Origin of the sequence: Amycolatopsis sp. lyj-108 (genome assembly GCF_046549005.1) — a bacterium.
Taxonomy (GTDB): Bacteria; Actinomycetota; Actinomycetes; order Mycobacteriales; family Pseudonocardiaceae; genus Amycolatopsis.
This window is the reverse complement of the sequence record NZ_JAJPWQ010000011.1, coordinates 236,024-261,815: the sequence shown is the minus strand read 5'-3', so window position 1 is coordinate 261,815 and position 25,792 is coordinate 236,024. Positions and strand designations below refer to the sequence as shown.

Below are 25,792 nucleotides of genomic sequence, written 5' to 3'. Positions count from 1 at the left end.
AAAATGACGGTTCGTGACGACGTTGAGACCGTGTGTTATCGAATTGCTCGCTAGCTGGTCTCCAGAACGACAGCCGCGACGTAGCCGCCCATCCCGATCGACGTCTTCACGGTGAGCCCGCCTTCCGGCCGGGAGGGCCCGTCCATCAGCTGCGGATGCCCCTCCGCCACCGGTTTCGGCGCCGGCACCAGATCCCGTTCCGCCGCGAGGCAGATCGCCGCGATCTCGGTCAGCGCGCTGCCCGACTGGCTGTGCCCGGTCAGCGGTTTGATCGAGTAGATCTCGGTCTCACGGGGAAAGACCGCTTCGAGGATCTGGGATTCCGTACGGTGGCAGAGTTTCGTACCCGTTCCGTGCGCGTTCAGGTAGCGGACGTCCGACGGCGCGGCGCCGGAGTTCTCCAGCGCCTCGGTCACCGCCGCGACCGCGTTCGCCGGATCGGGGTCGAGCGCCATCGCGTTGTGCGCCTCGTGGGTCATGGCGCCGCCCCGCAGGGTCGCGTACGCGTCGGTCTTGCGCTGGGTCAGCACCACCGCGACCGCGGCCTCGGAGAAGGTGAAACCCCTTGTGCCCTCTTGGAAAGGACGGCACGCCTCCAGCGGGGGCACGTCGGTGATCGCCACCCCGCAGTGCACGAAGTTGCGCACCATCGGCCTGGTCGCGGACAGATCGGTGGTGACCACCACCACGTCGTCGGCCATTCCCGCGTCCAGCCACATCTTCGCGGTCAGCACCGCGGCGCTGCCGGTCGCGCACATCGCGGACGTGGCCATCGAGGGGCCGTGGAAACCGAACTCCGACATCAGCGTGGCGATCGGGGTCGAGGGCATCATGCCGATGAACTCGCGCCGGTACATGAGCTGCTCGCCGAGTTCCGTGAGCCTGTCCCAGGTTCGCAGGTCCTCGCGGACGCCGCCGGAGATGACGCCGACGCGGCGTCCTGGCGACCAGCCCCGCGCGCCGGCGTCCGCGATCGCTTCCCGCGCCGCGGCGAGCAGGGCGCGGGCGTGCAGGCTGCCGTCGCGCGCTTTGCCGCCCTCGGGGACGTGCGCGACCCAGCCCGGGAGATCCGGCGTTTCCCCGAAGCCGTCGGTGAATTGGGCGCAGGGGACGCCGCCGGCGAGCCCCTCCCACAGTGCTTCGCGCCCCCAGCCGTAGGCGGTTACGGCGCCGATGCCGCAGATGTCTGTTTTGCTCCGCACGTGTTTCCCTTCAACTACATTCTGTCAACGCTGGGGTGGAATGGCCGCACCGATCAGCTGGCCGAGGGGGACGGCTACGTCGATTTAGTGATCTAATCGGAAGCTACATCAGTCGAGTAGGGGGTTTGGATCAGATGGATCCTGACGATCTCGACGGTGGGACTCCCGACACCCACCGGCCCTCGGATCAGGATTCCTCGCCAGCGAACGGCACCGCGACCCGCACGGTGGGAAAAACCGAGCGGCACGCGTCGCTCGTCCGTCTGCTGACCGAGTTGTCCGCCGAGAGGGATCACCGCGGTGAACCCGCGCTCGCCTTTCTCGGCAAGGGGTACCGCCTTTTGGAGCAAAAGTCCGACGGTGGCGCATTGGGAACGCAATACCTCACGATGGTCGAGGCGAGCCCATACGGGATCTGTGTCCATCAACGGGGCAAAGTCGTGTTCGTAAACTCGGCCACCATGCGCTTCGTGGGCGCGAAGGTGTCCACCGAGATCATCGGGATGCACATCACGGATCTGGTCGACGCCGGCTCGCAGGACGCGCTGCTGGCGCGGATCGGTTCGCTGGACTCGCCCGGCTCGTTCAGCGAACCGACCGAGATGACGCTGCGGACCCTTCAGGGCCGCGGTGTCACCGTCGAATCGCAGGCGGTGCTCACCACCTGGGAGGGCAAACCCGCGTACCAGGTGATCATGCGCGACCTGACCACGCAGAAGGCGGCCGAGTCGGGCCTGCGGTTCCAAGCCGCGCTGGTCGGCCACGCGAGCGACGCGATCATCGCGACCTCGCCCGACGGCCTGGTGACGAGCTGGAACCCGGCGGCCGAGGCCGTCTACGGACACGACCTCGACCAGGTCATCGGTGCCCCGGTGGCCGAGATCGTCGGCGCGCCGATGAGTCCTCGGCAGGTCGTCGCCGCGGGCGGTGTCGTGCAGGCGACGCATTTCAGCGCCGACGGCACAGCGCTCGCGGTACGCGTCTCCGCGGCCGAGATGTTCGACGGTTACGTGCTGCTGTGCGCCGACGAGACGGCGCAGCGCCGGGCCGAGGCCGAATTCGCCACCGTCGTCGAAACGCTCGACGAGGGGGTGCTGCTGGTCGGCCCCAGCGGGCGGATCGAACTGGCGAACTCCGCCGCGCACCGGATCGCCGGCGTTCCGGCGGGCGCCTTGGTCGGCCTGGAGAGCCGGACGCTGCGGCTGCACGACGAATACGGCGCCCCGGTGCCCGTCGGCGACCTGCCGTCCGCGCGGGTGCGGCGGTCCGGGAAGGTCGAGACCGGGCGGGTCCTGCAGATCCGGCGGCGCGACGGCGCGCACCGGTGGCTTTCGCTGACGTCCGGTCCGCTGATGGCGCCGGGCCAGAGCGTGCCTTCGGTGCTGACCTCCTTCGCCGACATCACCGAACGGCGGGCGATCAGCGAACGGCTGGCCTATGAGGCCACCCACGACCCGCTGACCAGGCTCGCGAACCGCACGCTCGCGCTCGACCGCCTGCGCCGCACGATCGCCGATCCGGCGCGCACGACCACCGTGATGTTCATCGATCTCGACAAGTTCAAGATCATCAACGATTCGCTCGGTCATACCGCCGGCGACCAGGTGCTGCGCATCGTCGGCGACCGGCTGAGGGCCGCCGCAGGGGCCTCGGACCTGGTCGGACGGCTCGGCGGGGACGAGTTCCTGGTCATCACCACCGGTTATACCGAAGCCGCCGAAGTGCGGGCGCTGGCCGATCACCTTCAGCGACGGCTCGCCGAATCGCTCACCGTGCACGGCCGCGAACTGCATATCAATACGAGTATTGGAATAGTGATCGCCGAACCCGGCGATACCCGCAGTGCCGACGAATTGCTGGAAGACGCCGATCTGGCGATGTATCAGGCCAAGACATTCGGGCCCGGCCGTTATGCGTTCTATGCGCCGATCATGCGTAAACGGGTACAGGACCGTTTCGCCTTGGAGCAGGATCTGCGGAACGCCGTCGCGGACGGCCTGGTCGAGACCGTTTATCAGCCCGTCGTCGATTTGCGGACCGGTGACATGGTCGCGGTGAAGGCGAAGTCCTGTTGGAATCACCCGGTCCGGGGGCCGATCGATCCGGCGGAATTGGCCGAGATCGCCGACGACGGCGATCTTTTGACGGTCATCGGAGCGGAGGTCCTCGCCAAGGCCGCCCGCGAGATCTCTCGATGGCGTGCCGATCATGGTGTGCACTGTAATGTGAATGTGAGCCTGTCGGTCCGCCAACTGGGCGATCCCACGTTGCTGCAAGTGGTTCAGACAACCCTGGAAGACGCGGGGCTGCTGCCGCAGGATCTGAGCCTCGACGTCGACGAGACGGCGTTGAAGGACGCGGCCGACGCCGTCGACACGCTGCGGAAGACCGGAGTGCGGGTGACCGCGGAACGGTTCGGCGCCGGGTATTCGTCACTCGCCCAGCTGTGCCGCCTCGATCTGAACGTGGTCGAGATCGACCGGTCGTTCGTCGCCGATCTCGGGCGGTCGAGCGACGCCGAGCCGATCGTCGCCGGGATCATGGCGATGGCGCACGCCGTCGACCTCATGGTGGTCGCCGAAGGGGTCGAGACCGCGCGGCAACTGGAGGTCCTGCACGAACTCGGCTGCGATTGGGCGAAAGGGCCGCTGGTGGCGCCGCCGGGTCCGGTGGAAGCCCTGAAGTCCGCGTACGAGCACGTCGTGCGGTGAACCGGGCGGCCGCCGTTTCCGTGGTCCCCGGTGAGAACCTTCCTCGCCGCTGACGGGACCAAAGCCTCCTGTTGCTCCGGCTCTTCCCGGCGCACCCTTGTCGGTGGGGGACCGGTGAAGGAGGCCGTCGTGTCGCTGATCTTCCTGTGGCGCCGGATCCACCTCGGCCGGAATCCGCTCGCACGCGGCTGGGACCGGATCGAGGCGGCGATCCTCGTCGGCGGCGTCGTGACCGCGCTGCTCGGTGTGCCGCTGGCCGCCGCGGCAGGCTCGGAGGCCTACGCGACCATGACGGCGCGCTCGGCTCTCGAAACGGCCACGCGTCATTCGACGACCGCGTTCCTGCTCGAAGACGCTCCGCCGGCACGCGTCGGCCTCGATGGGATTCCGTCCGCCGAGACGGCTTCGGTCGCGGCTCGCTGGGCGTTATCGGACGGGACCTTCCGGGAGGCGCGCGTGACCGCAGACCTCGGCGCTTCGGCGGGCGACGCGGTGACGGTGTGGCTCGACGAGTCCGACGCCGTGGTCGACCCGCCGGTGATGCCGCTCGACGCGACCAGTACGGGGATCGGCGTCGGGGTCGGGGTGTGGCTGATCGCGGTGACGCTGCTGGCGGCGGGGTACCTGCTCGCGCGGCAGCTGCTGAACCGGGCGCGGGCGGCGGCGTGGGACCGGGAGTGGGAGCGGTTCGGGCAGGGCTCGCGCTCCTGAGGCTGGCCTTGAAGTACATGAAGGGGGCCTTCATGTACCTAGGCGCAAGGAAGGCCCCCTTCATGTACTTGGGTGTGAAACGTGAGGTCATTGGGGCATGTGTGGCGACTTGGCGGTCCGTGAAGGCCTCCTTCCCTACTTTGAGGGTAGGGAAGGAGGCCCTCACGGACCGGTGCCCGCAGTTAGTCGGCGAATTGCGGAAAGTGGCCGTTGGCCTGCGGGTTCTCGCGAAAGTGATAGCAAAGGTCCCTTGCTCCCGCCGCGCCACCTTGTCTCTGTACCTACTGGTATGTACGGTCAGGAGGTGGACAAGAGGGAACGGCTTATCGAGAGCACTCGCGAGCTTCTGTGGGAGCGCGGGTACGTCGGCACCAGCCCGAAGGCGATCCAGGAGCGGTCCGGCGCCGGCCAGGGCAGCATGTACCACCACTTCCAGGGCAAGGCCGATCTCGCGCTCGCCGCGATCGGCCGCAGCGCCGAGGACCTGCGCGCCAGGGCGGAGGCCGAGTTCTCCGGGCCCGGCACGGTCGTCGAGCGCATCACCGTCTACCTGCGCCGCGAGCGCGACGTGCTCAAGGGCTGCCCGGTCGGCAGGCTCGCCCAGGATCCCGACGTGATGGCCGACGCGGATCTGCGTAAGCCGGTCGAGGAGTTCTTCGGCTGGCTCACCGGTCGCCTTGCCGAGCTGCTCGACGAGGGCCGCGCGGCAGGCGACCTCGATGCCAAACTCGACCCGCTCGCCACGGCGACCGCACTGGTCGCGGTGTTGCAGGGCGGCTACATCCTCGCCCGCGCCGCCGGCTCCCCGGACGTGTTCGCGAAAGCCGTCGACGGCGCCCTCGGCCTGCTCGCCACCAAGGAGAACTGACATGCCCTTCGTCCGTATCGACGCCGTCGGGACCGACAAGCTCGAAGCCCTCGGCAACGCCGTCCACGACGCGATGGTCGAGACGCTCGGCATCCCGGCCGACGACCGTTTCCAGGTCCTCAACGGCCGGAGCACCCTGAAGTACGACGACTACCTGGGGATCCACCGCGACGAAGGGGTCGTGTTCGTCGCGATCGCCATGCGGAGGGGGCGCACCGACGAGCAGAAGAAGTCGCTCTACCGGCGGATCGCTGAACTCGCCGAGGAGTACGCGGGGACCGAGCCGCGGAACGTGCTCGTCACGATCACGGAGAACGATCCGGTCGACTGGTCGATCGGGAACGGCGAAGCGCAGTACGCGTGATCAGGCGGGTGCGGCGGCGAAGGAGTGCTGCTCCAGCAGCCACCACGTGTCGCGCCCGAACGACCACGTCAGCAACCCCAGCGCACCCAGCGTGACCACGAAACCGGCCCAGAGCGGCAGGATCGTCGAAGCCACCGCGACCAGCGCGATGCCCTGCACCGCCGCGACCGTCTTGCGCGCCAAGCTCGGCGGCAGCGGCGAGTTCAGCCACGGCCACAACCTGCTCGCGGCGACGAAGACGTAGCGCATCGCGCCGATCGTGAGCACCCACGGGCCCAGCGACTGTGCGACGACCACGCTCAGGATCAGGATCAGATACGCGTCGACCTCCATGTCGAACCGCGCGCCGAGCGGCGACGCCGTCCCGGTGCGGCGTGCGACCTGGCCGTCGACGGCGTCCAGGGCGAGCGCGACCGACGCGAGGACGACCATCGTGACGATCTCCCGGCCGGCGGTGTCGACGACGAGCGCGGTCACGCAGCCGACCAGTCCGGAGCGTGCCAGGGTCACGGCGTCGGCGGGGCCGAGGGAGCGCGCGGTGCTCCGGTTCAGGCCGTAGGTCAGGAATCCGCCCACCGCGAGGCCGTAGGCCGCGCCGGCGAGCCAGCCCAGCGTGCCCAGCCCGGCGACGGCGTCCAGCGTCCCCAGCAGCGCCAGCTGGACGAGGACCCCCAGGAAAATTCCGGGGTTGATCACGAGGCCTCCTCGTTATGGTGACGATGGCCCCCTCGAAGGGGCCGACATGAGAGGACACGATGGAACGCGCCTTCTGGTTCAGTGGTTCCGGTGACGGTGAGCTCAGGCCGGTCACGCTCCCTCCGGTCGGCGACGGCGAGGTGCTGGTCCGCACCCTGTGCACGGGCGTGAGCCGTGGCACCGAGACGCTCGTCTTCCGCGGCGAGGTCCCGCCGAGTCAACGTGCGGCCATGCGCGCGCCGTTCCAGGAGGGCGAATTCCCGGGGCCCGTGAAGTACGGGTACCTCAATGTCGGCGTGGTCGAACAAGGTCCGGCGGAACTCGTCGGTCAGGTCGTCTTCTGCCTGTACCCGCACCAGACGCGCTATGTCGTCCCGGCGGACGCGGTCACGCCGGTACCGCGCGGGGTGCCGCCGGAACGCGCGATCCTCGCGGGCACGATCGAGACCGCGGTCAACGCGGTCTGGGACGCGGCGCCGAAACTCGGCGACCGGATCGCCGTGGTCGGCGCCGGAATGGTCGGCAGCAGCGTCGCGAAACTCCTGGCCGGCTTCCCGGCGACCAGGGTGCAGCTGATCGACATCGATCCGGAGCGCGCGAAGATCGCCGAAGCGCTCGGTGTCGACTTCTCGACACCGGAGGACGCACTGGGCGACTGCGACCTCGTCGTGCACGCCAGCGCGAGCGAGGCGGGGCTCGCGCGGTCGCTGGAACTGCTCGCGCCGGAGGGCGAGGTCATCGAACTGAGCTGGTACGGCGACCGCCGGATCAGCGTCCCGCTCGGCGAGAACTTCCATTCACGACGGCTGGCGATCCGCAGCAGCCAGGTCGGCATGGTCTCGCCGTCCCGGCGCCTGAACCGGAGCTACGGCGACCGCCTGGCCCTCGCTTTGCGGATTTTGTCGGACCCCGCCTTTAAGGTGCTGGTCAGCGGGGAATGTCGCTTCCATGAACTACCGGACGTCCTGCCGCGTCTGGCCTCGAATGAACCAGGAACGCTCTGCCTCCGTGTCACCTATCAGCTGGAGGACACGCGTTAAGGGCACTACCCGGGAGGTCCGTTGTTCAGTATCACCGTCCGCGACCACGTCATGGTGGCCCACAGCTTCCGCGGCGAGGTCTTCGGTCCCGCGCGGCGGCTGCACGGGGCGACCTTCCTGGTGGACGCGACGTTCCGCCGGTCCGAGCTGGACGCCGACAACATCGTCGTCGACATCGGTAAGGCGACCGAAGAGCTCAAAGCGGTGCTCGCCGACCTGAACTACCGCAACCTCGACGACGTGCCCGAATTCGCCGGGATCAACACCTCGACCGAGTTCCTCGCCAAGGTCGTCGCCGACCGGCTCGCCGATCGCGTCCACGCGGGCGCGCTCGGCGAGGGCGCCCGCGGGCTCGAAGGGATCGTCGTCTCACTGCATGAATCCCACGTCGCGTGGGCGAGTTACGAGCGTGCGCTGTGAGTGGCCTTCACGTCGTCCTGCCCAACGACATCGACGACGTGAGCGCGCCCAGCGGCGGCAACGTCTACGACCGCCGCCTGTGCGACGGCCTCGTCGCGACGGGCGTGGAGGTCCACGAGATCGCCGTGCCCGGGAACTGGCCGCGGCCCGACACCGAGACGCGCAAGGTACTGGCACGCAAGCTCGCCGAACTGCCGGACGGTTCGGCGGTCCTGCTCGACGGACTGGTCGCCTGCGGGGTGCCCGAGGTGATCGTGCCGTCGGCGCAACGGCTGTCGATCGCGGTGCTGGTGCATCTGCCGCTGGCCGACGAGACGGGACTTTCGCCTTCGCTCGCCGCCGAACTGGACCGGCTGGAGGCCGAGACCCTCGGCGCGGTCGAGGCCGTGGTCGCGACCAGCGAGTGGGCGGCGCGACGGCTGATCGAGCACCACGACCTCGCTCCGCACCGGGTGCACGCGGTGCCGCCCGGGGTCGACAGGGCCGATCTCGCGTCCGGGAGCCTGGACGGGACGCAACTGGTCTGCGTCGCCAACGTGACGCCACGCAAGGGCCAAGGCCTGCTCGCGGACGCGTTGAAGTCGCTCAAGGACCTCCCGTGGAACTGTGAATGCGTCGGCGCCATCCGCCGCGAGACCCGCTACGTCGAACGCTTGCGGCGACACTCCCTCGGCGATCGGTTCACCCTGACCGGCCCGCGGTCCGGCGAAGCGCTCGAAGCGACGTACGCGGCCGCAGACCTTCTCGTGCTTCCTTCGCGCGCGGAGACCTACGGCATGGTCGTCACCGAGGCGCTCGCGCACGGCATTCCCGTGCTGGCGACCGCCGTCGACGCCCTGCCGGACACGCTCGGCCGGTCGCCCGACGGCAGCGTCCCCGGGATGCTCGTCCCCGGCGAGGACGTCAACGCGCTGGCCACGGCCCTCCGCCGCTGGCTCACCGAGCCCGATCTGCGTGACCGTCTTCGCGCCTCCGCCCGCCTTCGCCGCGAGACGTTGCCCGGCTGGGACGAGACGGCCCGCGGCGTCGCCGCCGTGCTGCTGAACGAAAGGACGGCGGCATGACCAAGTACGCCCCCAGCTGGCTTCGGCTGCGTGAAGACGCGGACGCCTCGGCCCGCGCGACCGAGTTGATCGAGCCGGTCCGGGCGTTCTTGCGCGAACAGGACGAGTTCGTCATCCGGGATCTCGGCTGCGGCACCGGTTCGCTCGGCCGCTGGCTGGCCAGGCGGCTGCCCGGCCGCCAGCGCTGGATCCTGCACGACCGCGACCCCGAACTGCTCACCCACGCGCTGGCCCGCACCAGTCGTCCGGAGCACGCGTTGGACGGAAGCGAAGTCACCGTCGTCACCGAACAGCGTGACATCACCGAGTTACGCGCGGAGGACCTCGCCGGGACCTCGCTCGTGGCGGCGTCGGCGCTGCTCGACCTGCTCACCGCCGAGGAGATGTCCCGGTTGGCGGAGGCGTGCGTCGAGGCGGGCTGCGCGGTCCTGTTCACCTTGAGCGTTTCGGGCCGGGTGGTGCTGTCACCCAAGGACAAGTTCGACATCGAGATCTCCGACGCCTTCAACGCGCACCAGCGCCGGGTGACCGACGGCCGGTGGCTGCTCGGCCCGGACGCGGTGGACGTCGCCTTCGGGGTGTTCGAACGGCTCGGCGCCACCGTGCGGCGCGTGCCGAGCCCGTGGCGGCTCGGGGCGGATCAGGCCGCGCTGACCGCGGAATGGCTCACCGGCTGGGTCGGCGCCGCCTGCGAGCAGCGGCCGGAGCTGGCGGCGGACGGTGACACGTACTTGCGGTGGCGGCTCGCGCAATGCGCGGCCGGTGAGCTGAACGCGATGATCCAGCACGAAGATCTCCTGATGGTGCCGTCGTGAAACGGTGCTGGCCCTGGCTTCGGATCCTCGGCGCGCTCGGCATCCTCGGGGTGCTCGTCTGGCAACTGGGCACGGGCGCGTTCCTGGACGGGCTGCGTGAGGTCGACGCCGGCGGTGTCGTCGCCGCGCTCGGGATCGGTTTCGCCACCACTGTTTTCAGCGCGTGGCGGTGGTGTCTTGTCGCGCGACGGCTCAGTCTCCGGTTGTCGCTCCCGAACGCCGTCGGCGAGTACTACCGCGCGTTGTTCCTCAACGGAGTCCTGCCGACGGGAGTGCTCGGCGACGTCAACCGCGCCGTGCAGCACGGCCGCGAGTCCGGCGACGTCCCGCGCGGCGTCCGCGCGGTGGTGCTGGAGCGGACGGCCGGGCAGATCGCGGTGATCGGCGCTTCGGTCGCCGTCGTGCTCGGCACGCCTTCCGTGGTGCCGCCGCCGATCGACGGGGCCGTCACGGTCGCCGGGATCGTGGTCGTCGCGCTCGCCCTCGCGGCCGTCGCCACCGGGATGACGGCGGGAAAGCGGTGGATCCACAGTGGATCGAAATGGCGCCGCGGATTCGCCGTCACCCTCGCCGACGTCCGGCTGGGCCTCCTGACCAGGGAGACCTGGCCCGGCGTGAGCCTGCTTTCGCTCGCCACCCTTGCCGGGCATCTCGCCCTGTTCGTCGTCGCCGCGCGCGCGGCCGGGATCACCGCCCCGATCGGTGATCTGCTGCCGCTGATGATCCTCGCCCTGCTCGCGATGGGGCTGCCGCTGAACATCGGCGGCTGGGGCCCGCGCGAAGGCGTTTGCGCGCTGCTGTTCGGCGCGGCGGGCCTCGGTTCGTCGCAGGGCGTCACCGTGGCGGTGGTCTACGGCGTGCTCGCGCTCGTCTCCAGCCTTCCCGGTGCGGGCGTTCTGCTCGCGCGCTCGGTCATGAGTCACCGAACAGACAGGAGAAACGCGATGACCGTCGAGAGGGTCGTGGAGACCCGACTGCCCACCCGTTACGGCGTTTTCCGCGCATACGGTTATCTGGACGCCGACGGCACCGAGCAGATGGCGCTGGTGCACGGCGACGTCGCGGCCTCCGGCACGCTGGCGCGGGTCCATTCGGAATGCCTCACCGGAGACGTGTTCAGCTCGATGCACTGCGAATGCGGCGACCAGCTGGCCGCCGCGCTGCGCGCGATCGTCGAGGAGGGCGCCGGAGTCCTCGTGTACGCCCAGGGACACGAAGGACGCGGAATCGGCCTGCTCGCGAAGCTGAAAGCGATGCGGTTGCAGGAAGACGGGCTCGACACCGTCGAGGCGAACATCGCGCTCGGGCTGCCCGTGGACGCGCGCGACTACCGTGCGGCGGCGGAGATCCTGACCGATCTCGGGGTGCGATCGGTGCGGCTGCTGTCCAACAACCCGGCGAAGGTCGACCAGCTGGAGCTGCACGGGGTCGTGATCAGCGAGCGGGTGCCGTTGCTGGTCACGCCGAACGACGAGAACCTGCGTTACCTGCGGACGAAACAGGAACGGATGCACCATTTCCTGCCGCATCTGGACGCGATCGAGTCGGTGGGCTCCTGAGGGATTCCGGCGGCGGGAGCGCTATGAAAGGTCCTTTCCTAGCAAAATTTGCCAGGAAAGGACCTTTCATAGCACGTGAGGGTGGGTCAAGCGAGCGCGGCCAGGATCCCCCCGAAGCTCTCCACCAGTGACTCCAGCACCAGCCGTCCCTTCTCCGCCGTCGCCAGCGAAGGGCGCCCCACCACGCCGGACTCCGAATACGGCCGCAGCCCCACCGTGAGCAGATGCCGCCTGTCGTCGGCGAGGTGGTCCGCCTCCGCGAAACCGGGCCGGACCAGTGACGGATGGGCGTGCAGCAGCAGGGAGGTTTCCAGCTCGCCGGCGTGCATGTCGCTGTCCAGCGACGTCTCCAGCCCGGCCGCGTCGTGCGCCGCCTGCCAGCCCTCGACACCGGGGAAGAGCGCCATCGGCGACGTCGACTCCTGTACCACGTTGGACAGGACGTAGTTGCCGCCGTGCGCGTTCACCAGCACCAGTTTCGGCACCCCGGACCGGCGCAGCGAGGCGGCGACGTCGGTCACCACGGCGTACAGCGTCGCGGCCGAAACACTGACCGTGCCCGGCCAGTCCGCGTGTTCGTGCGAGCAGCCGATCGTGATCGGCGGGAGCCGCAGCACCGGGTACGCGGCCGCGACGGCGTCGGCGATCGTCGTCGCGATCACCGTGTCGGTGGTCAGCGGGAGGTGCGCGCCGTGCTGTTCGAAAGCGCCGATCGGCAGCACCGCGATGTCCGCGCCTCGCGCGCTTTCGTCGGCCGTCGTGGCGGTCGGGAACAGGTCCATTCCGGCTACGGTACCCATATGACCGACCACGCCGCATTGTTGTCCGTCGCCGCCGAAGCCGTCGCCAAGGCGACCGGCATCATCCGCTCGATGACGTCGTTTTCCGTTGCCGCCAAAGGTGATCGCGATATGGTGACCGACGTCGACCTTGCCGTCGAGGACGCCGTCCGCGACTTCCTGACGCGGGAGACGCCGGAGATCGGCATCCTCGGTGAGGAGCGCGGGCACCAGGGCGACGAGAACCTGTGGTGGGCGCTCGACCCCGTCGACGGCACGGCGAACTTCGCACGCGGGATCCCGCTGTGCGGTGTTTCGCTCGGCCTCGTCGACGGGTTGAAGAGCACCGTCGCGGCGATCTCCTTGCCGTTCCTCGATGTCACCTACACCGCTGCCGAAGGCCAGGGCGCGTACGCGGGCGAAGAACGTCTCACGGCCTCGAAGGCGACGAAGCTGTCCGACGCGATCGTGTCGATCGGCGACTTCGCGGTCGGCGAGGGCGCGGAGGTCAAGAACCGCGTCCGGATGGCGTTGCTGGCCGAACTCGGCGGCCGCGTGCAGCGCGTCCGGTTCCTCGGCTCCGCGGCGATCGACCTCGCCTGGGTCGCGCACGGCAAACTCGACGCGAGCGTCATCCTCGCCAACAAACCGTGGGACACGATGGCGGGTGTCCTGCTGGTACGCGAGGCCGGGGGAGTGGTGGTCGACGCGGACGGTGGCGATCACACGGTGCGCTCGGCGGCCACCATCGCGGTCGGAGCCGGACTGCGTGACGACCTCGTGGCCGCGATCGAGCGGGTGAACGGGTGAAAACTTCGCGCCGCGAATTATGAACCGATCGGGCGCCGCGGCCGTGTCTCCTGATAAGGCGCCCGCATCTGGAGGTAAACCGTGTACACCTCAACCGTTCGTGGCACGGAGCCGGTGGTGTTCGTCCTGCCGGGGGACGTCGAGGAGGCAGGCGGCGAGTACGACCGCCGCATGTGCCAGAACCTCCCGGCCACCGGCCTCCCGCTGCTGGAACTGCCGATCGCCGGCGAATGGCCGATGCCGGGACCGCTGTCCAGGTCGAGACTGGCCCGTTCGCTCGCCGCGTTGCCCGACGACACCGTCGTCCTGATCGACGGCACGGTCGCCTGCGGAGTCCCGGAGATCGTGGTCCCGCACGCCCGGCGGCTGCGGCTGGCCGTCCTGGTCCACCGGCCGCTCGCCGACGACCCCGCGCTCGACCCTGCGCAGGCCGCCGAACTCGACGCGTGCGAACGGGAGACCCTGCGGCTGGCCGGCATGATCGTCGCCACCGGGCCGTGGCTCGCGCGGCAACTGATCGACCGGCACGACCTCGACCCGACCCGCGTCTACGTCGCGACACCCGGAACCGACGCGGCCCCGCTCGCCGCGGGCGCGGACGGCGTCTCCCGGCTGCTGTGTCTCGCGCCCATGACCGCGCGCCACGGCCAGGACGTGCTCATCCGGGCGCTCTCGACCATCGACGAACTCGCGTTCAAATGCGTGTTCGCCGGGGCGACGCACCACGATCCCGCCTACGTCGACGAACTGCGCTGGACGGTCGAGCGGCTCGGGCTCGGGTCCCGGATCAGCCTCATCCGGCCGCCGGACGATCTCGACCTGGTCTACGACGGCGCCGATCTGCTCGTGCTGCCCGCTCGCGGCGGTACCTCCGGACTGGTCGTCGCCGAGGCGCTGGCACGCGGGATCCCCGTGGTGGCCACCGAAACCGCGGGCGCGCACGACGCGCTCGGCACGGCACCCGGCGGCGGGGTCCCCGGCATGCTGGTGCCGCCGAACAACCCGTCGGCGCTCGCGACGGCGTTGCTGCGCTGGTCGCTCGACGCCGAACTGCGCCATTCGCTGCGGACGTCGGCGCTCGCGCGGAGCAGCGTCCTCGAGGAATGGGATGTCGCGGCGGGCAGGCTCACCGACGTCCTGTCCCGGTTGCAGGCCACGCCGCGCCAGCTCGCTTGATCATCGCCCGGAAGCAGCTATCGGGCCGATGATCGGCTCGATTGACTTGGCGGCATGCGAATCGTCGATCTTGCGTCCCGTCCCGATCTCCTCGATCCCGCGCTGAACGTCGGCGACGTCGGCGGTGAGTTCATCTACGCCGGATTCAGCGGCAAGATGATCACGCCGGAACGGTTCCTGCGCCACTGGGCCCGGTACTTCCTGATCGCGCTGGACGACGACGGCGAACCGATCGCGCGGGCGCTGTCCGTCCCGCTGACCTATCCCGCCGAAGACCGCCGCGAACTACCGGCGCACGGCTGGGACGAGGCGATCCAGTGGGCCGCGCAGGACCTCATGGACGGCCGCGCGCCGGACACCCTGTGCGCACTCGAAGTCGTTGTGGCGCCCCGAATGCGCGGGACCGGCCTGTCCACGCCGATGCTGAAGGCGCTCAAGGCGCGCGCGGCCGAGACGGGACTGAAACGGCTGATCGTGTCCGTGCGCCCGATCGGCAAGGAGGACGAACCGGACGTACCGATGGAGGAGTACGCCGTCCGGCGCCGCGAGGACGGGCTGTTCGCCGACCGCTGGCTGCGCACCCACGAACGGCTCGGCGCGCGGATGATCAAGGTGTGCCCGTTCGCGGTGACCATTTCGGGCTCGATCGCGGACTGGCACGAGTGGACCGGCGTCAAACTCGCCGACGGCGACAACGTGATCCCCGGCGGGATCGCGCCGGTGCACGCGAACGTCGAGCGGGACTGCGGGGTCTACGTGGAGGCGAACGTGTGGATGGAGCACCCCTTCTGAGCCCGGCCGGTGCGGTTGGTCGTGAGTGGCGATTCGGGTTCTAACCCGAATCGCCACTCACGACTCCGCGCCCAAGGCATAGTTCCCGCATTCCGCCGTGATCTCGGCCGTCGCTTGCGCCGCGGCGAAGAAGTCGTCGGCCAGTGGCGAAGTGCGCGATGCCGCCATCGCGAGACACACCTGTTCGGGTGCGAGTTCCGGGATGGGTACGTAGCTGATGTCGGGTCGTGAGTAGAACACGGTCTCCGAACGCCCCACGAACGAGATGCCCCGGCCGGCCGCGACGTGTTCGAGCTTCTCCTCCACGCCGCGAGCCTGGAGCCCGGAGTCGGGGTGCGGGCGTCTGGTGGGCTGTGTGCCCGGGCCGGCATGCCAGACCAGCGGCTCACCGGCCAGGTCGGCCTCGGTGACCTCTTCCTTGCCTGCCAACCGGTGGTCGGCGGGCAGCACCACCATGAGCGGCTCGGTGTACAGCGGGGTCACGCGCAGTCCGGTCTCGTCGATGGGCAGCCGCACGAAGCCGACGTCGATGCGGCCGTCGAGCAGCATCGGGGCCTGGTCGTCCCATTCGATCCGCTGTACGTCCAAGACCACGTCCGGATGCCGGGCCTCGAACGCCCTTGCCGCCGGGATGACCGGGATGCCGGTCCGGAAGCCGACCGCGAGCCGCAGGCCGCCGCGGGCCGCCACGGTCACCCGGCGGCGAACCGCTTGCGCGGAGGCGAGCAGCGGACCGGCGTCGGCCAGCAGTTGCCTGCCCGCGTCGGTCAGCGCCACGCCGTGGCGATCCCTGGTGAACAGCGGGGCGCCGAGATCCTGTTCCAGCGCGCGGATCTGGCGGCTGAGCGCCGGTTGCGCGATATGCAGTTCCTCGGCGGCGCGGCCGAAGTGCAACCGGTCGGCGACGGCGAGGAAGTAGCGCAGTTTGCGCAGATCCAGATCCATGGCGCCTCCCGGTCTGGTGATGCCTTCAGGGTATCACCACGACTGAAAACGGTCTTGGACGCCCGCTCGGGTCAATGGCAACCTGAATAGGTAACGGATGGGGCCGAAAAAAGGAATTCGAAGCAGGAATTCAGTGCCGTCCATCGCGTCCTTTCCGGCTTTCAGAAAGCAGGCACACCAATGCGCGTTTTCGTCACTGGCGGGACCGGTCATTCCGGTTCGTACATCATTCCCGAGCTCATCGCCGCCGGGCACGAGGTCACCGGTCTGGCCCGGTCGGACGCCGCCGCGGCGGCGGTGTCCGCGCTCGGCGCGAAGGTGCGTCGCGGCGACATCGAGGATCTCGACGGGCTCAAGGAGGCGGCCGCGGATGCCGAAGGCGTCATCCACGTCGCGCACCGGCAAGACCTGCTTCCGTCCGGCGGGATCGACGCCGTGGCCGCCGCGGAGCTCCCGATCATGCTCGCGTACGGGGAGGCACTCGCGGGAACCGGAAAGCCACTGGTCGCGGCGGGGAGCATCGGCTCGCCCGGGGACCTCGGCCGTCCGGTCACCGAGGAGGACCCGGCCCTTCCCGGCGGCGATGAGTACCAGGGCACGCTGCGGGTTCGGAACGTCGTGGAAACCGCGGTGGTCGGCCTCGCCGAGCGGGGAGTGCGGTCTTCGATCGTGCGGATCGCCAACATCGCGCACAGCACGACCGATCGCGCCGGTTTCCTCGTGCAGCTGATCGCGCTCGCGAAGGAGAAGGGTTTCGTCGGCTACCCCGGAGACGGCGCGAACCTGTGGAACGCCGTGCACATCCGCGATGCCGCCTCCCTGTTCCGCCTGGCACTGGAGAAGGGGCAACCCGGCGAATATTGGCACGCGATCGCGGACGGCGGCATCCCGCTCCGCGAGATCGCCGAGGCCATCGGCGGCCGTCTGGGCCTGCCTGCCGTGAGTATTCCCGCGGATGTACTGATGGTGCCGGGATATTTCGGATTCCTCGCGAACATAGTCACCCAGAACTATCCGGCGTCCAGTCTCACCACGCGCCGGACCCTCGGCTGGGAACCCACACAGCCTGGCCTGCTCGCCGATTTGGACAACGGCCATTACTTTTCCGCCGTCTGACGGCATTTACCCATTAATTCAGAGGAGTGATCGTGGGAAAGCTCGACGGCAAAGTAGCGGTGATCACCGGCGGATCCACCGGCATGGCGTTGGCAGGCGCCAAACTGTTCGTAGACGAAGGAGCGCACGTCTTCATCCAGGCCCGGCGGCAGGAAGCACTGGACGACGCCGTCAAGCTGATCGGCCGCAACGTCACCGCCGTTCAGGGTGACGCGGCCGATCTGGACGACTTGGACCGCTTGTACGACACCGTCAAACGCGAAAAGGGCTCGATCGACGTGCTGTGGGCCAGCGCCGGGATGGGCGAACCCGCCGTTCTCGGGGAGATCACCGAGGAACAGTTCCACGGCGCCTTCTGGCTCAACGCGCGCGGCACCCTGTTCACCGTGCAGAAGGCATGGGCCCGCGTCTGGCTCAACGAACTGCGCGACCGCAAGATCCGGGTGAACGTCCTGACCCCCGGCCAGGTCGCCACCGCCAAACAGGAAGAACTGTTCGACAAGGCGACCAAGGACGCGTTCGAAGCCCTCATTCCCCGCGGAAAGATGGGCCGCCCCGAAGAAATCGCCACCGTCGCCCTGTTCCTCGCCTCCGGCGACTCCAGCTACGTCAACGGCCTGGAACTGGTCGCCGACGGCGGCACCACCGCCGTCTGAACCACTCGAAAACAGAAGGAGAGCACACCTCATGAGCAGCATCACCCTCATCGGTACGGGGAACATGGCCCGGACCATCGGCACGCTCGCGGTCGCGCGCGGTAACACCGTCGAGGTCACGGGACGGGATCAGGCCAAGGCCGATGACCTGGCCAAGGCACTGGGCGGCGGCGCGACGGCGGGCGAGTGGGGCACCGTCCCGGCCGGGGACATCGTCGTCACGGCCCTGTTGGCCGACGGTGTCGTTCCGGTCGTCGCCGAGTACGGAGACGCCCTCGCGGGCAAGGTCATCGTCGACATCAGCAACCCCTTCAACGCCACGGCCGACGGACTGGCCCACCGTGAGGAGACTTCGATCGCGCAGGAAGCCGCCAAGGTGGCCCCCGCCGGCGCGAGCGTGGTGAAGGCGTTCAACACCGTCTTCCGTAATGTCCTGGAGAAGGGCAGGCCCGACGTCTTCATCGCCGGCGACGACGCGCGGGCCAAGGCGGGCGTGGCGGCCTTCATCGAGAGCCTCGGGCTGCGCCCGCTGGATGTCGGCGGCCTGAAAATGGCGCATTGGCTGGAAGGAATGGGTGTGGTCACGATGGGCCTCGCCCGCAACGGGGTCGGCCACTGGGACTTCGCCCTCGGCGTCGGCGAATTCACCGGCTGAGCCCCCGGCGCCGCCCGCCATCGGGCAAAGTAGGTCCCATGGGCATCTCCAGAGTCGGTTTCGCCGGGCTGGGCAGTATGGGTGGGCCGATGGCGGTGAACCTGGCGCGGGCCGGAATCCCGTTGCTCGTGTGGAATCGCACGCCTGGCCGGACCGCGGTGCCGGGGGCCGAGGTCGCCGACGACGTGGCGGAGCTCTTCGAGCGGTGCGAAGTCGTGATCCTGATGCTGAAGGACGCGGCCGCTGTCGACGCGGTGCTCGACCGCGGGCGGTCCGCGCTGGCGGGCCGCACGATCGTCCACATGGGAACGACGGCGCCGGAGCATTCCCGCGCGATCGAGTCGGAGCTCCTCGCGGCCGGGGCGAAGTACGTGGAGGCGCCGGTTTCCGGCTCGCGGGTTCCGGCGGAGGCGGGGGAGCTGGTCGCCATGCTCGCCGGTGACCCGAAGGCGATCGAGGAGATCCGGGAGCTGTTCGGGCCGTTGTGCCGGGAAACCGTGGAGTGCGGGCCGGTCCCCAACGGGCTCCTGATGAAGCTGGCGGTCAACGTGCACCTGACCGCGGTCGTGACCAGTCTGGCCGAGACCGTGCACTTCGCCAGGACGCATGGGCTCGACCTCGGCCTGCTCGCCGGTGTCCTCGGCGCCGGGCAGCTGGCCAGTCCGATCCTGCGGGTCAAGGCGCCCAAACTGGTCGAGGAGGACTTCGCCCCGCAGGCCTCGATCGCGAACGTCCTGGCCAATGTCGAGCTGATCGCGGCGACGGCAAGGGAAGCGGGACTCACGTTGCCGCTGATCGAGGCGTCCCGCGCCCTCTACGCCGAGACCGCGCGGCTCGGTTTCGGCGACGCGGACATGGTCGCCGTCGTCAAGGCCCTCGAAGTCCACCCCGGGACGCATTCAGAGGACTAAACGCGGTAGGTCGCGTGCGGCAAATACCGCATTCAGTCCTCTGAATGCGGTGGGGGTCAGCCGCGCAGGGCGGTGGCGATCCGGCCCGCGGCGACGAAGGACTCCTCCTCCGGCTCGCCGAGCAAGGGGAGCAGGACGACGGATTCGGTCCCGGCCGCGTACAGCGCGCGGATCTGCTCGGCGCACCGGTCGAGCGTGCCGCTGATGCTCAGCCTGTCGATCCACTCGGGCCGAAGCCGCCGCGCCAGGTCTTCCCGGTCGGTGGCGGCCTTGACCTCGGCCAGCAGTTCGGCGCCGAAGTCGAGCGGCTCCAGCGCCGGTCCCGAGTTCGGTCCGATCGCGGAAGCGACGTCTGACCGCGCCCGTTCGCGAGCCCGATCCGGGTCGGCGTCGAGGGACAGCCAGTTGTAGGTGGCGATCGAATGACCCTCGACGCCGATGACGTCCCGTGTCGCGCGTACGTACTCCGGCGTCGCGGGTTCGGCGAGGAGCGTCCCGTCGGCCACCCGGCCCGCGGCGGCGAGGGACTTCGGACCGCGGACGCCGGCGATGAGCTTCGGCGGTATCGCGGGCGGGAACTCCAGCTCGACTTCGTCCAGCCGGACGTGCTTGCCCTCGAAGGAGACCCGCTCACCCGCCAGCAACCGCCGGATGACCGTCAGCGTCTCCTCGAACGCGGCCAGCGCCGACTTCGGCCACGCGTTGATCTGCCGCATCCAGCTCGGCACGCCGTGCCCGAACCCGACGATGAGGCGTCCCGGGTACAGCTCCGCCAGTGCCGCGATCTCCATCGCCGCGATGGCCGGATTCCTGGCCACCGCGGGCATGATGCCGATGCCGAGGGTGATCTTCTCGGTCGAGGCCAGCACCGCCGACGCCGTGGCGATCCCGCCCGCGTAGAAGCAGTCCTCGACGATCCAGACCTCGTCCAGGCCCTCCGACTCCGCTCGCTGGGCCAGACTCTTCAACCGGGCGGCGGGCAGTTCGCGCGGGATCCTGACTCCGAGCCGTGAAACCAAGACGATCATCTCCTAGGCCGGGAATCGATCTTCAGCGACTACAACACCCGGCCGTCGTCCCCGCAACCGAATAACGCAATTCGGCACCTGCTTGCGGTCCTTGCGCGTGCAAGTACCGCAACCAGGTGCCGAATTGCGTCAGGGGGCTGGGTCAGGCCAGGTACTCCGCGGCGGCGCGGAGGCTGACGTAGGACCCGCTGAACGTGTCGATCCGCGGCACGTCGCCGGTGTCCGGCCCCGGCACGCCGGTCTCGACCCGGATGTAGTCCACGCCTGCCTCCCGGAGCCAGTCGAGGAACTCGCGCACCTCGGGATGCCGGTGCGCCTCGCGCGTCACGATCACGAGGTCGCGGGCACCGTGGACGGCGTCGATCGCGGTCGCGATCTCGTCCCCGGTGACCTTGAGCGCGCGCGTGCCGGGCACGAGTTCGGTCAGATGCGAGCCGAGCCCCCACGGCATCGGGCCCGCCGCGATGATCGGCTCGGTCTCGATGTCGATCACCAGCGGCGGTCCGGCCGGCTTCGGCGAACCCTGGATCCGCAGCGCCTTGCGCGCCGCCTCCAAGCCGAGCCGGTGGTCGACCGGCGAGATCGGCGTCGACACCGGGGGAGCGCCGAGCGCGGCGACCCGTTCCGAAGCCTCGGCCAGCCGCTCCAGCGGCAGCTCGCCGGCTTCGACCGCGGCCGCGATGACCGCCGCGATCCGGTTCAGCTCGTCCTCTTCGAACGACACGCCACCCAGGCAGAGCGCGTCGGCGCCGGCGATCAGCGCCCGCACCGCCGCCCGGCCGACGCCCTCGGTCTTGCCGAGTTCGCCCGCGACGGCACCCATGTCGAGCGCGTCGGTGACCACCGCGCCGGTGAAGCCGAGTTCGCCGCGCAGGACGTCGGTGAGCGCCTTCGGGTTGAGCGTCGCGGGCAGTTCACCCCACGCGGGCACGACGAGGTGCCCGGTCATCACCGAGCGCACGCCTGCCGCGATCGCGGCCTTGAACGGGACGAGCTCGATCTCGTGCAGTTCCGCCTCGGTTCGGGGAAGCACCGGCAATGCGTGATGCGAATCGTCGGTGGCCGCCCCGTGCCCGGGGAAATGCTTGGCCGACGCGGCGACGCCGTACTTCTGCAGGCCGGTGATGTACGCCGCGACATGCGGCGACACCTTCGCCGGATCCGAACCGAACGCCCGGACCCCGATCGAGGGATCCTCCGCCGCCAGGGTCAGATCCGCGCACGGGGCGAAGTTGATCGTGACCCCGCAGGCGGCAAGCCGCTCGCCGAGCGCCGCGGCGACCGACGCCGTCAGCTCGACGTCGTCCGCGGCGCCGAGTGCGAGCGGTCCCGGGACGAACGAGCCGGTGGCGACGTCGAGCCGGGTGACGTCACCGCCCTCCTCGTCGATGCCGATGAGTACGTCGGGCCGTTCCGCCCGCAGCTGCTCGCTGAGCGCGGCCACCTGCTCGTCGTCGACCACGTTGCGGCCGAACAGAATCGCACCGCCGAGGCCGTCGGCCACCTTGCGCCGCAGCCAATCCGGTGCGGTCGTGCCGTCGAAGCCCGACACGAGAACGGATCCGGCCAACTTTTCCGGTGAAGACAACGCTTATCCCTTCACTGCGCCTGCGGTCAGGTTGGACACGAGCTTGCGCTGGACGAGGATGAAGAACACCAGCGCGGGCACGGCGTAGATCACCGACGCCGCCATGATGCCGCCCCAGTCCACGGAAAACGCCGTCCGGAACGACGAAAGCCACACCGGCAGCGTCTGCTTGCTCTGGTCGCGCATGAACACGAACGCGAACAGGAACTCGTTCCACGCGGTGATGAAGCTGAACACCGACGTGGTCACCAGCCCCGGCGCGAGCAGCGGCAGCGTCACCCGGCGGAACGCGCCCGCCCGGCTGCAACCGTCGATCATCGCGGCCTCTTCGAGGTCGTACGGGATGCCGTTGACGAAGCCGTAAAGCATCCAGCACGTGAAGGGCAGCGTCGCCGCGAAGTACACCAGCAGCAGCGAAGGCAGCTGGTTGAGCAACCCGGCGTCCCGCATCAGCAGGTACATCGGGATCAGCAGCGCCTCGAACGGTGCGAGCTGCGCGACCAGCACCAGCATCAGGAAACCCTTGCGCCCGCGGAAGCGCATGCGGGACAAGGTGACCGCGGCCAGTACGCCCGCGACGAGCGAGCACAGCACCGCGCCGATCGTGACGATCAGGCTGTTGGCGAGATAGGTGGTGAACCCGGGTTTCGTCAGCGCCGTGACGAAGTTTTCGAACGTCACCGAGAGCGGGATCAGGTCGTAGTTCGGTGACAGGACCTCGCCCGGCGTCTTCAGCGACGACGTGACCATCCAGTACGTCGGGAAGACGAACAGGAGGGCCACGATCACCCCGAACGTGCCGAGGCCGATCCGCTGGATCAGGGACTTCTTCATGACAGGTCGGCCTCCTTCGTGCGCACCAGCAGCTGGACGTACCGGGCGGTGAGCAGGATCAGCACGAGCATCATCAGCAGGGCGGCGGTCGCCGCCAGGCCGAAGTGGTTGCCCGCGAGGCCCTTGAGGTACATGTAGACCGGCAGTGTCGTGCTGGCGCCGTCCGGACCGCCCTGGCGGATCGCCCACACCTGGGCGAACAGCTTGAAGTCCCACAGGACCGACAGGAACGTGACCATGGTCAGGATCGGCCGGATCGCGGGCCAGCTGACCGCCCAGAACGCCTGCCAGGCGTTCGCGCCGTCGATGCCCGCGGCCTCGTACTGCTCCTTCGGGACGCCGAGAAGCCCGGCGTACAGGGTGAACGCCACGAACGGCACGGCCTGCCAGACGACCAGCAGACCGATGACGGTCAGCGTGCTCGGCCCGGTGGAGAACCAGGAATGCCCGATGAACCCGTCGAAGCCGAGTTTCGCGAGCGTCTTGTTCAGGATCCCGTACTGCTGATCGAAGATCCACTGGAAGACCGTGGTCGTCGCGAGCACCGGGGTCGCCCACGCGAGGATCAGCGCGACCTGCAGGACCACCCGGACGACCGGGTTGAGATGCCGCATCAGCAGCGCCATGAACAGCGCGAGCAGCAGGGTGGTGATCACGACCGCGGCGGTGAACACCAGCGTGCGGACGGTGATCTCCCAGAATTCGGGGTCGGAAAGGATCTCGGAGAAGTTCTCGAACCCGACCCAGACCATCTCTCCGGAGACCAGCTCACGGAGGTCGAGCTTGCGGAAACTGATCCCGATCAGCTGCAGTGTCGGCCAGCCCAGCAGGACCAGGATCGCGACCAGCGCGGGGAGGATCAGCAGATACGGCGCCGTCCGTTCGCCGAGACGGAGGCGCCGATTGGACTTCGGCGGCTTGATGCGCGGCGAAGCCGGCGGGGAGGACCCCGCCGGCGTCGTCACATCTTTGGTCGTGGTCATCCGCCGATGAGCTTGTCGAGCGCTGCGTTGGCGTCGGCGGTCGCCTGGTCGAGCGATTTCGTTCCGGTCAGGTATGCGGTCAGCATGTCCTTGATCGGGTTCTGGCCCGATTCGACGTCACCCCACTTGGGGCTGGTCGGCACGGCGCGGCCGTTCTTGGACGCCTCGGCCATGACCTTGGTGAGCGGGTTCGCGTCGAGCGCGGACACGTCGGTCGAGGTACCGGGGACGTAACCGGCCTTGGCCAGCTCGGTCTGGTACTTCGGGGTGGAGAACAGCTTGATGTAGTCCTTGGCCGCGGCCGCGTTCTTGCTGTTGGCCGGGATGACCAGGTTCGAACCGCCGAGGAAGACCGGGGCCGACTTGCCGGCGGCCTTGCCCGGGATCGGGAACGCGCCCGACTTCTCCTTGATCGACGGGTCGGTCTTGGCCGCGGTGTCGACCTCGCCCGGGACACCGATCATCATCGCGACCTTGCCCGCGCCGTAGATACCGGCCTGCTGCGGGGTGGCCTCGTCGGCGTCCTTCGGCGCCTTGGTGCCCGAAGCGTCGGTGAGCTGCTTGTAGAACTCGAGCCCGGCCTTGGCCTGCGGGGTGTCCAGGGTGGACTTGAAGGACTTCCCGTTGGCCTGGGCGATGTCGCCGCCCTCGTCCCAGATGTAGGACAGCAGCTCGTACCAGTTCTGGCCGGGGTGGTAGACGGCCTGGAACTCGGGGTCGCTGCCGAACTTGGCCTTGAGCTTGGTGACCGCGTCGAGCCACTCCGCGCGCGTCTTCGGCGTCGCGGTGATACCGGCCTGCTCGAACATGTCCTTGCGGTAGATGACCTCACGGTTGGCCGCGTAGAACGGGACGCCGTAGGTCTTGCCGTCGTACTCGCCCGAAGCCTTGAGGCCCTGGAGCCACTGGCCGCCGTTGAAGTCGGCGACACTCGAGCTCAGGTCGGCGAGCACGTTCTGGTTGGCGAACGCGGGCGTCTGGGTGTTGCCCAGCTCGATCACGTCCGGCGGGTTGTCACTGGCCAGCGAGGTGGTCAGTTTCTGCTGGATGCCGTTCCACTGCTGGATCTCGTACTTGATCTTGACGCCAGGGTGCGCGTCTTCGAATTCCTTGTGGAGCGAGTTCGTCAGAGATTCGGGGGCGGTCCCGGTCATGAGCCAGACCGTGAGCGTGCCGTTCGAGGCCGGAGCGCTCGAATTCGTGCTGTCGCCACTGCCGGAACCGGCGCAGCCCGCCGTCGCGAGGGTGATGGCCGCGGCGCCCGCAGTCATCTTGAGCCAGCGCTTCACTCGTGCCGTCCTTTCGATGCCCGACCACGATGCCGGGCTCCCACAAAATGGTGTAGACCAATGCGGGCAGCGTGGTACGTACCACTCCGACTGTCAAGCAGGTGGCCGGTTCGTTGTAAACGAGCCGCAATCTTTCACCTTGAGTGAGTGCGTGATCACGCTGATGGCCGGATTTCGGCACTGCCGTCAAGTGCTCGCGAGGCGCGCTGACATGCGGTTTTTCGTTGACCGTCCCGGTGATCGGTGCATTCGGCGGGAGGTGGTTGCGACGTTCGGAGGAAGACGGCCGCGCGTTCGCCGAGGAGGGCTAGCGGTCGTCCTCGTCCTCGGCGGGCGGCTCGATGCCGAGCAGCGCGCGGGTCTGATCTTGCAGGAACCACGCCAGCGTCGCGGAGACGATCAGCAGGATCAGCGGGAGGACAGGGCCACCGTTGGCGAGGATGAACAGCTCCGTGACGCTCGCGCCCAGCATGACGCCCGCCAGCAGCAACGCCGCCGGCCCGCCGAGGCGAGGGATGAGCAGGCCGACCGCGCCGCCGACCTCGAGCACGCCGGTGACGTACCGGAGCCACTGCCCGAGTCCGATCTCGGCGAAGGTCTGTTCGGTGTGGCCGCCCGCGAACAGCAGGTAACCGCTGTAGAGGAACTCGGCCGCGAGCGCGACGCGCACGACCCACAGCACGATCGAGCCGAGGGGCAGGCCGCGGGTACCGCTGGTTCCTCCGGACATGCCGGGGATCTTTCTCCGGGTCACGGCGACCCGCAAGCCGCATTCAGATG

At 69.1% G+C, this 25,792-nt stretch carries 26 protein-coding genes; 16 read left to right on the top strand and 10 right to left on the bottom strand.

The features are described from left to right. Positions 1–50: 50 nt before the first annotated feature. A complete protein-coding gene (locus tag ACLJO0_RS33555) occupies positions 51–1,202 on the bottom strand; it encodes a beta-ketoacyl synthase N-terminal-like domain-containing protein (protein WP_410583021.1) in 1,152 nt (383 codons plus the stop codon). Between the two features lie 134 nt (positions 1,203–1,336). Between ACLJO0_RS33555 and ACLJO0_RS33550 the strand changes: the two genes are divergently transcribed. From ACLJO0_RS33550 to ACLJO0_RS33535, 4 genes are all read left to right on the top strand, one after another. Continuing rightward, positions 1,337–3,913, top strand: a complete 2,577-nt coding sequence (locus tag ACLJO0_RS33550; protein ID WP_410583019.1) for an EAL domain-containing protein — start codon at positions 1,337–1,339, stop codon at positions 3,911–3,913. A gap of 129 nt (positions 3,914–4,042) precedes the next feature. Then, positions 4,043–4,624 (top strand): hypothetical protein, encoded by a 582-nt coding sequence (locus ACLJO0_RS33545; protein ID WP_410583018.1) that lies wholly within the window; start codon positions 4,043–4,045, stop codon positions 4,622–4,624. A gap of 304 nt (positions 4,625–4,928) precedes the next feature. Continuing rightward, complete coding sequence (locus tag ACLJO0_RS33540) at positions 4,929–5,492, top strand: TetR/AcrR family transcriptional regulator (RefSeq protein ID WP_410583016.1); 564 nt, start codon at positions 4,929–4,931, stop codon at positions 5,490–5,492. 1 nt (position 5,493) lies between these two features. Further along, positions 5,494–5,856, top strand: a complete 363-nt coding sequence (locus ACLJO0_RS33535; protein ID WP_410583015.1) for a tautomerase family protein — start codon at positions 5,494–5,496, stop codon at positions 5,854–5,856. On the opposite strand, the gene ACLJO0_RS33530 is transcribed toward ACLJO0_RS33535, so the two are convergent. Further along, positions 5,857–6,552: a CDP-alcohol phosphatidyltransferase family protein gene (locus ACLJO0_RS33530; RefSeq protein WP_410583013.1), complete on the bottom strand. Its 696-nt coding sequence runs from the start codon at positions 6,550–6,552 to the stop codon at positions 5,857–5,859. It lies immediately after the preceding gene. Positions 6,553–6,611: 59 nt separating this feature from the next. Between ACLJO0_RS33530 and ACLJO0_RS33525 the strand changes: the two genes are divergently transcribed. Genes ACLJO0_RS33525 through ribA form a run of 5 tightly spaced genes read left to right on the top strand, consistent with a single transcriptional unit; the run spans position 6,612 to position 11,450 of the window. After that, positions 6,612–7,592, top strand: a complete 981-nt coding sequence (locus ACLJO0_RS33525; RefSeq protein WP_410583011.1) for a dehydrogenase — start codon at positions 6,612–6,614, stop codon at positions 7,590–7,592. Positions 7,593–7,613: 21 nt separating this feature from the next. Continuing rightward, the gene (locus ACLJO0_RS33520; protein WP_410583009.1) at positions 7,614–8,012 is read left to right on the top strand and encodes a 6-pyruvoyl trahydropterin synthase family protein; all 399 of its coding nucleotides are present in this window, start codon (positions 7,614–7,616) and stop codon (positions 8,010–8,012) included. Further along, positions 8,009–9,076, top strand: a complete 1,068-nt coding sequence (locus ACLJO0_RS33515) for a glycosyltransferase family 4 protein (RefSeq protein ID WP_410583007.1) — start codon at positions 8,009–8,011, stop codon at positions 9,074–9,076. The genes ACLJO0_RS33520 and ACLJO0_RS33515 overlap by 4 nt, the downstream gene beginning before the upstream one ends. Then, positions 9,073–9,891 carry a methyltransferase domain-containing protein gene (locus ACLJO0_RS33510; protein WP_410583005.1) on the top strand — a complete coding sequence of 273 codons (819 nt, stop codon included), beginning with the start codon at positions 9,073–9,075 and terminating at the stop codon, positions 9,889–9,891. Before ACLJO0_RS33515 ends, ACLJO0_RS33510 begins: the two co-directional genes overlap by 4 nt. Further along, positions 9,888–11,450 carry a GTP cyclohydrolase II gene (ribA, locus tag ACLJO0_RS33505; protein WP_410583003.1) on the top strand — a complete coding sequence of 521 codons (1,563 nt, stop codon included), beginning with the start codon at positions 9,888–9,890 and terminating at the stop codon, positions 11,448–11,450. Before ACLJO0_RS33510 ends, ribA begins: the two co-directional genes overlap by 4 nt. An 86-nt stretch (positions 11,451–11,536) precedes the next feature. Here ribA and ACLJO0_RS33500 read toward each other — a convergent pair whose 3' ends face one another. Beyond that, positions 11,537–12,232 (bottom strand): creatininase family protein, encoded by a 696-nt coding sequence (locus ACLJO0_RS33500; protein WP_410583001.1) that lies wholly within the window; start codon positions 12,230–12,232, stop codon positions 11,537–11,539. A gap of 18 nt (positions 12,233–12,250) precedes the next feature. Between ACLJO0_RS33500 and ACLJO0_RS33495 the strand changes: the two genes are divergently transcribed. The 3 genes from ACLJO0_RS33495 to ACLJO0_RS33485 all read left to right on the top strand — a co-directional run bounded on the left by ACLJO0_RS33495 (position 12,251) and on the right by ACLJO0_RS33485 (position 15,007). Next, positions 12,251–13,039, top strand: a complete 789-nt coding sequence (locus ACLJO0_RS33495) for an inositol monophosphatase family protein (RefSeq protein WP_410582999.1) — start codon at positions 12,251–12,253, stop codon at positions 13,037–13,039. Positions 13,040–13,120: 81 nt separating this feature from the next. After that, complete coding sequence (locus ACLJO0_RS33490; protein ID WP_410582998.1) at positions 13,121–14,215, top strand: glycosyltransferase family 4 protein; 1,095 nt, start codon at positions 13,121–13,123, stop codon at positions 14,213–14,215. A 54-nt stretch (positions 14,216–14,269) separates the two neighbouring features. After that, positions 14,270–15,007, top strand: a complete 738-nt coding sequence (locus ACLJO0_RS33485; RefSeq protein ID WP_410582996.1) for a GNAT family N-acetyltransferase — start codon at positions 14,270–14,272, stop codon at positions 15,005–15,007. Positions 15,008–15,064: 57 nt separating this feature from the next. On the opposite strand, the gene ACLJO0_RS33480 is transcribed toward ACLJO0_RS33485, so the two are convergent. After that, a complete protein-coding gene (locus tag ACLJO0_RS33480; RefSeq protein ID WP_410582994.1) occupies positions 15,065–15,952 on the bottom strand; it encodes a LysR family transcriptional regulator in 888 nt (295 codons plus the stop codon). 180 nt (positions 15,953–16,132) lie between these two features. On the opposite strand from ACLJO0_RS33480, the gene ACLJO0_RS33475 reads away from it, so the two are divergent. Genes ACLJO0_RS33475 through ACLJO0_RS33460 form a run of 4 tightly spaced genes read left to right on the top strand, consistent with a single transcriptional unit; the run spans position 16,133 to position 19,290 of the window. Then, positions 16,133–17,068 carry an SDR family oxidoreductase gene (locus ACLJO0_RS33475; RefSeq protein ID WP_410582993.1) on the top strand — a complete coding sequence of 312 codons (936 nt, stop codon included), beginning with the start codon at positions 16,133–16,135 and terminating at the stop codon, positions 17,066–17,068. Between the two features lie 32 nt (positions 17,069–17,100). Next, the gene (locus ACLJO0_RS33470; RefSeq protein ID WP_410582991.1) at positions 17,101–17,724 is read left to right on the top strand and encodes an SDR family NAD(P)-dependent oxidoreductase; all 624 of its coding nucleotides are present in this window, start codon (positions 17,101–17,103) and stop codon (positions 17,722–17,724) included. A 31-nt stretch (positions 17,725–17,755) separates the two neighbouring features. Next, positions 17,756–18,379: an NADPH-dependent F420 reductase gene (locus tag ACLJO0_RS33465; RefSeq protein ID WP_410582989.1), complete on the top strand. Its 624-nt coding sequence runs from the start codon at positions 17,756–17,758 to the stop codon at positions 18,377–18,379. A gap of 38 nt (positions 18,380–18,417) precedes the next feature. Then, entirely contained in the window at positions 18,418–19,290 is an 873-nt protein-coding gene (locus ACLJO0_RS33460) for an NAD(P)-dependent oxidoreductase (protein ID WP_410582987.1), read from the top strand. A gap of 56 nt (positions 19,291–19,346) precedes the next feature. Here the strand turns inward: ACLJO0_RS33460 and ACLJO0_RS33455 are convergent, their stop codons facing one another. From ACLJO0_RS33455 to ACLJO0_RS33430, 6 genes are all read right to left on the bottom strand, one after another. Beyond that, a complete protein-coding gene (locus ACLJO0_RS33455; protein ID WP_410582986.1) occupies positions 19,347–20,318 on the bottom strand; it encodes an LLM class flavin-dependent oxidoreductase in 972 nt (323 codons plus the stop codon). Positions 20,319–20,460: 142 nt separating this feature from the next. Beyond that, entirely contained in the window at positions 20,461–21,906 is a 1,446-nt protein-coding gene (locus ACLJO0_RS33450) for a glycoside hydrolase family 3 protein (RefSeq protein ID WP_410582984.1), read from the bottom strand. 3 nt (positions 21,907–21,909) lie between these two features. Beyond that, complete coding sequence (locus tag ACLJO0_RS33445; protein WP_378438345.1) at positions 21,910–22,740, bottom strand: carbohydrate ABC transporter permease; 831 nt, start codon at positions 22,738–22,740, stop codon at positions 21,910–21,912. Then, positions 22,737–23,723: a carbohydrate ABC transporter permease gene (locus ACLJO0_RS33440; RefSeq protein ID WP_125789286.1), complete on the bottom strand. Its 987-nt coding sequence runs from the start codon at positions 23,721–23,723 to the stop codon at positions 22,737–22,739. Before ACLJO0_RS33440 ends, ACLJO0_RS33445 begins: the two co-directional genes overlap by 4 nt. Continuing rightward, a complete protein-coding gene (locus tag ACLJO0_RS33435; protein ID WP_410582982.1) occupies positions 23,720–25,012 on the bottom strand; it encodes an extracellular solute-binding protein in 1,293 nt (430 codons plus the stop codon). The genes ACLJO0_RS33440 and ACLJO0_RS33435 overlap by 4 nt, the downstream gene beginning before the upstream one ends. 307 nt (positions 25,013–25,319) lie before the next feature. After that, the gene (locus tag ACLJO0_RS33430) at positions 25,320–25,742 is read right to left on the bottom strand and encodes a DoxX family protein (protein ID WP_410582980.1); all 423 of its coding nucleotides are present in this window, start codon (positions 25,740–25,742) and stop codon (positions 25,320–25,322) included. Between the last annotated feature and the right edge of the window lie 50 nt (positions 25,743–25,792).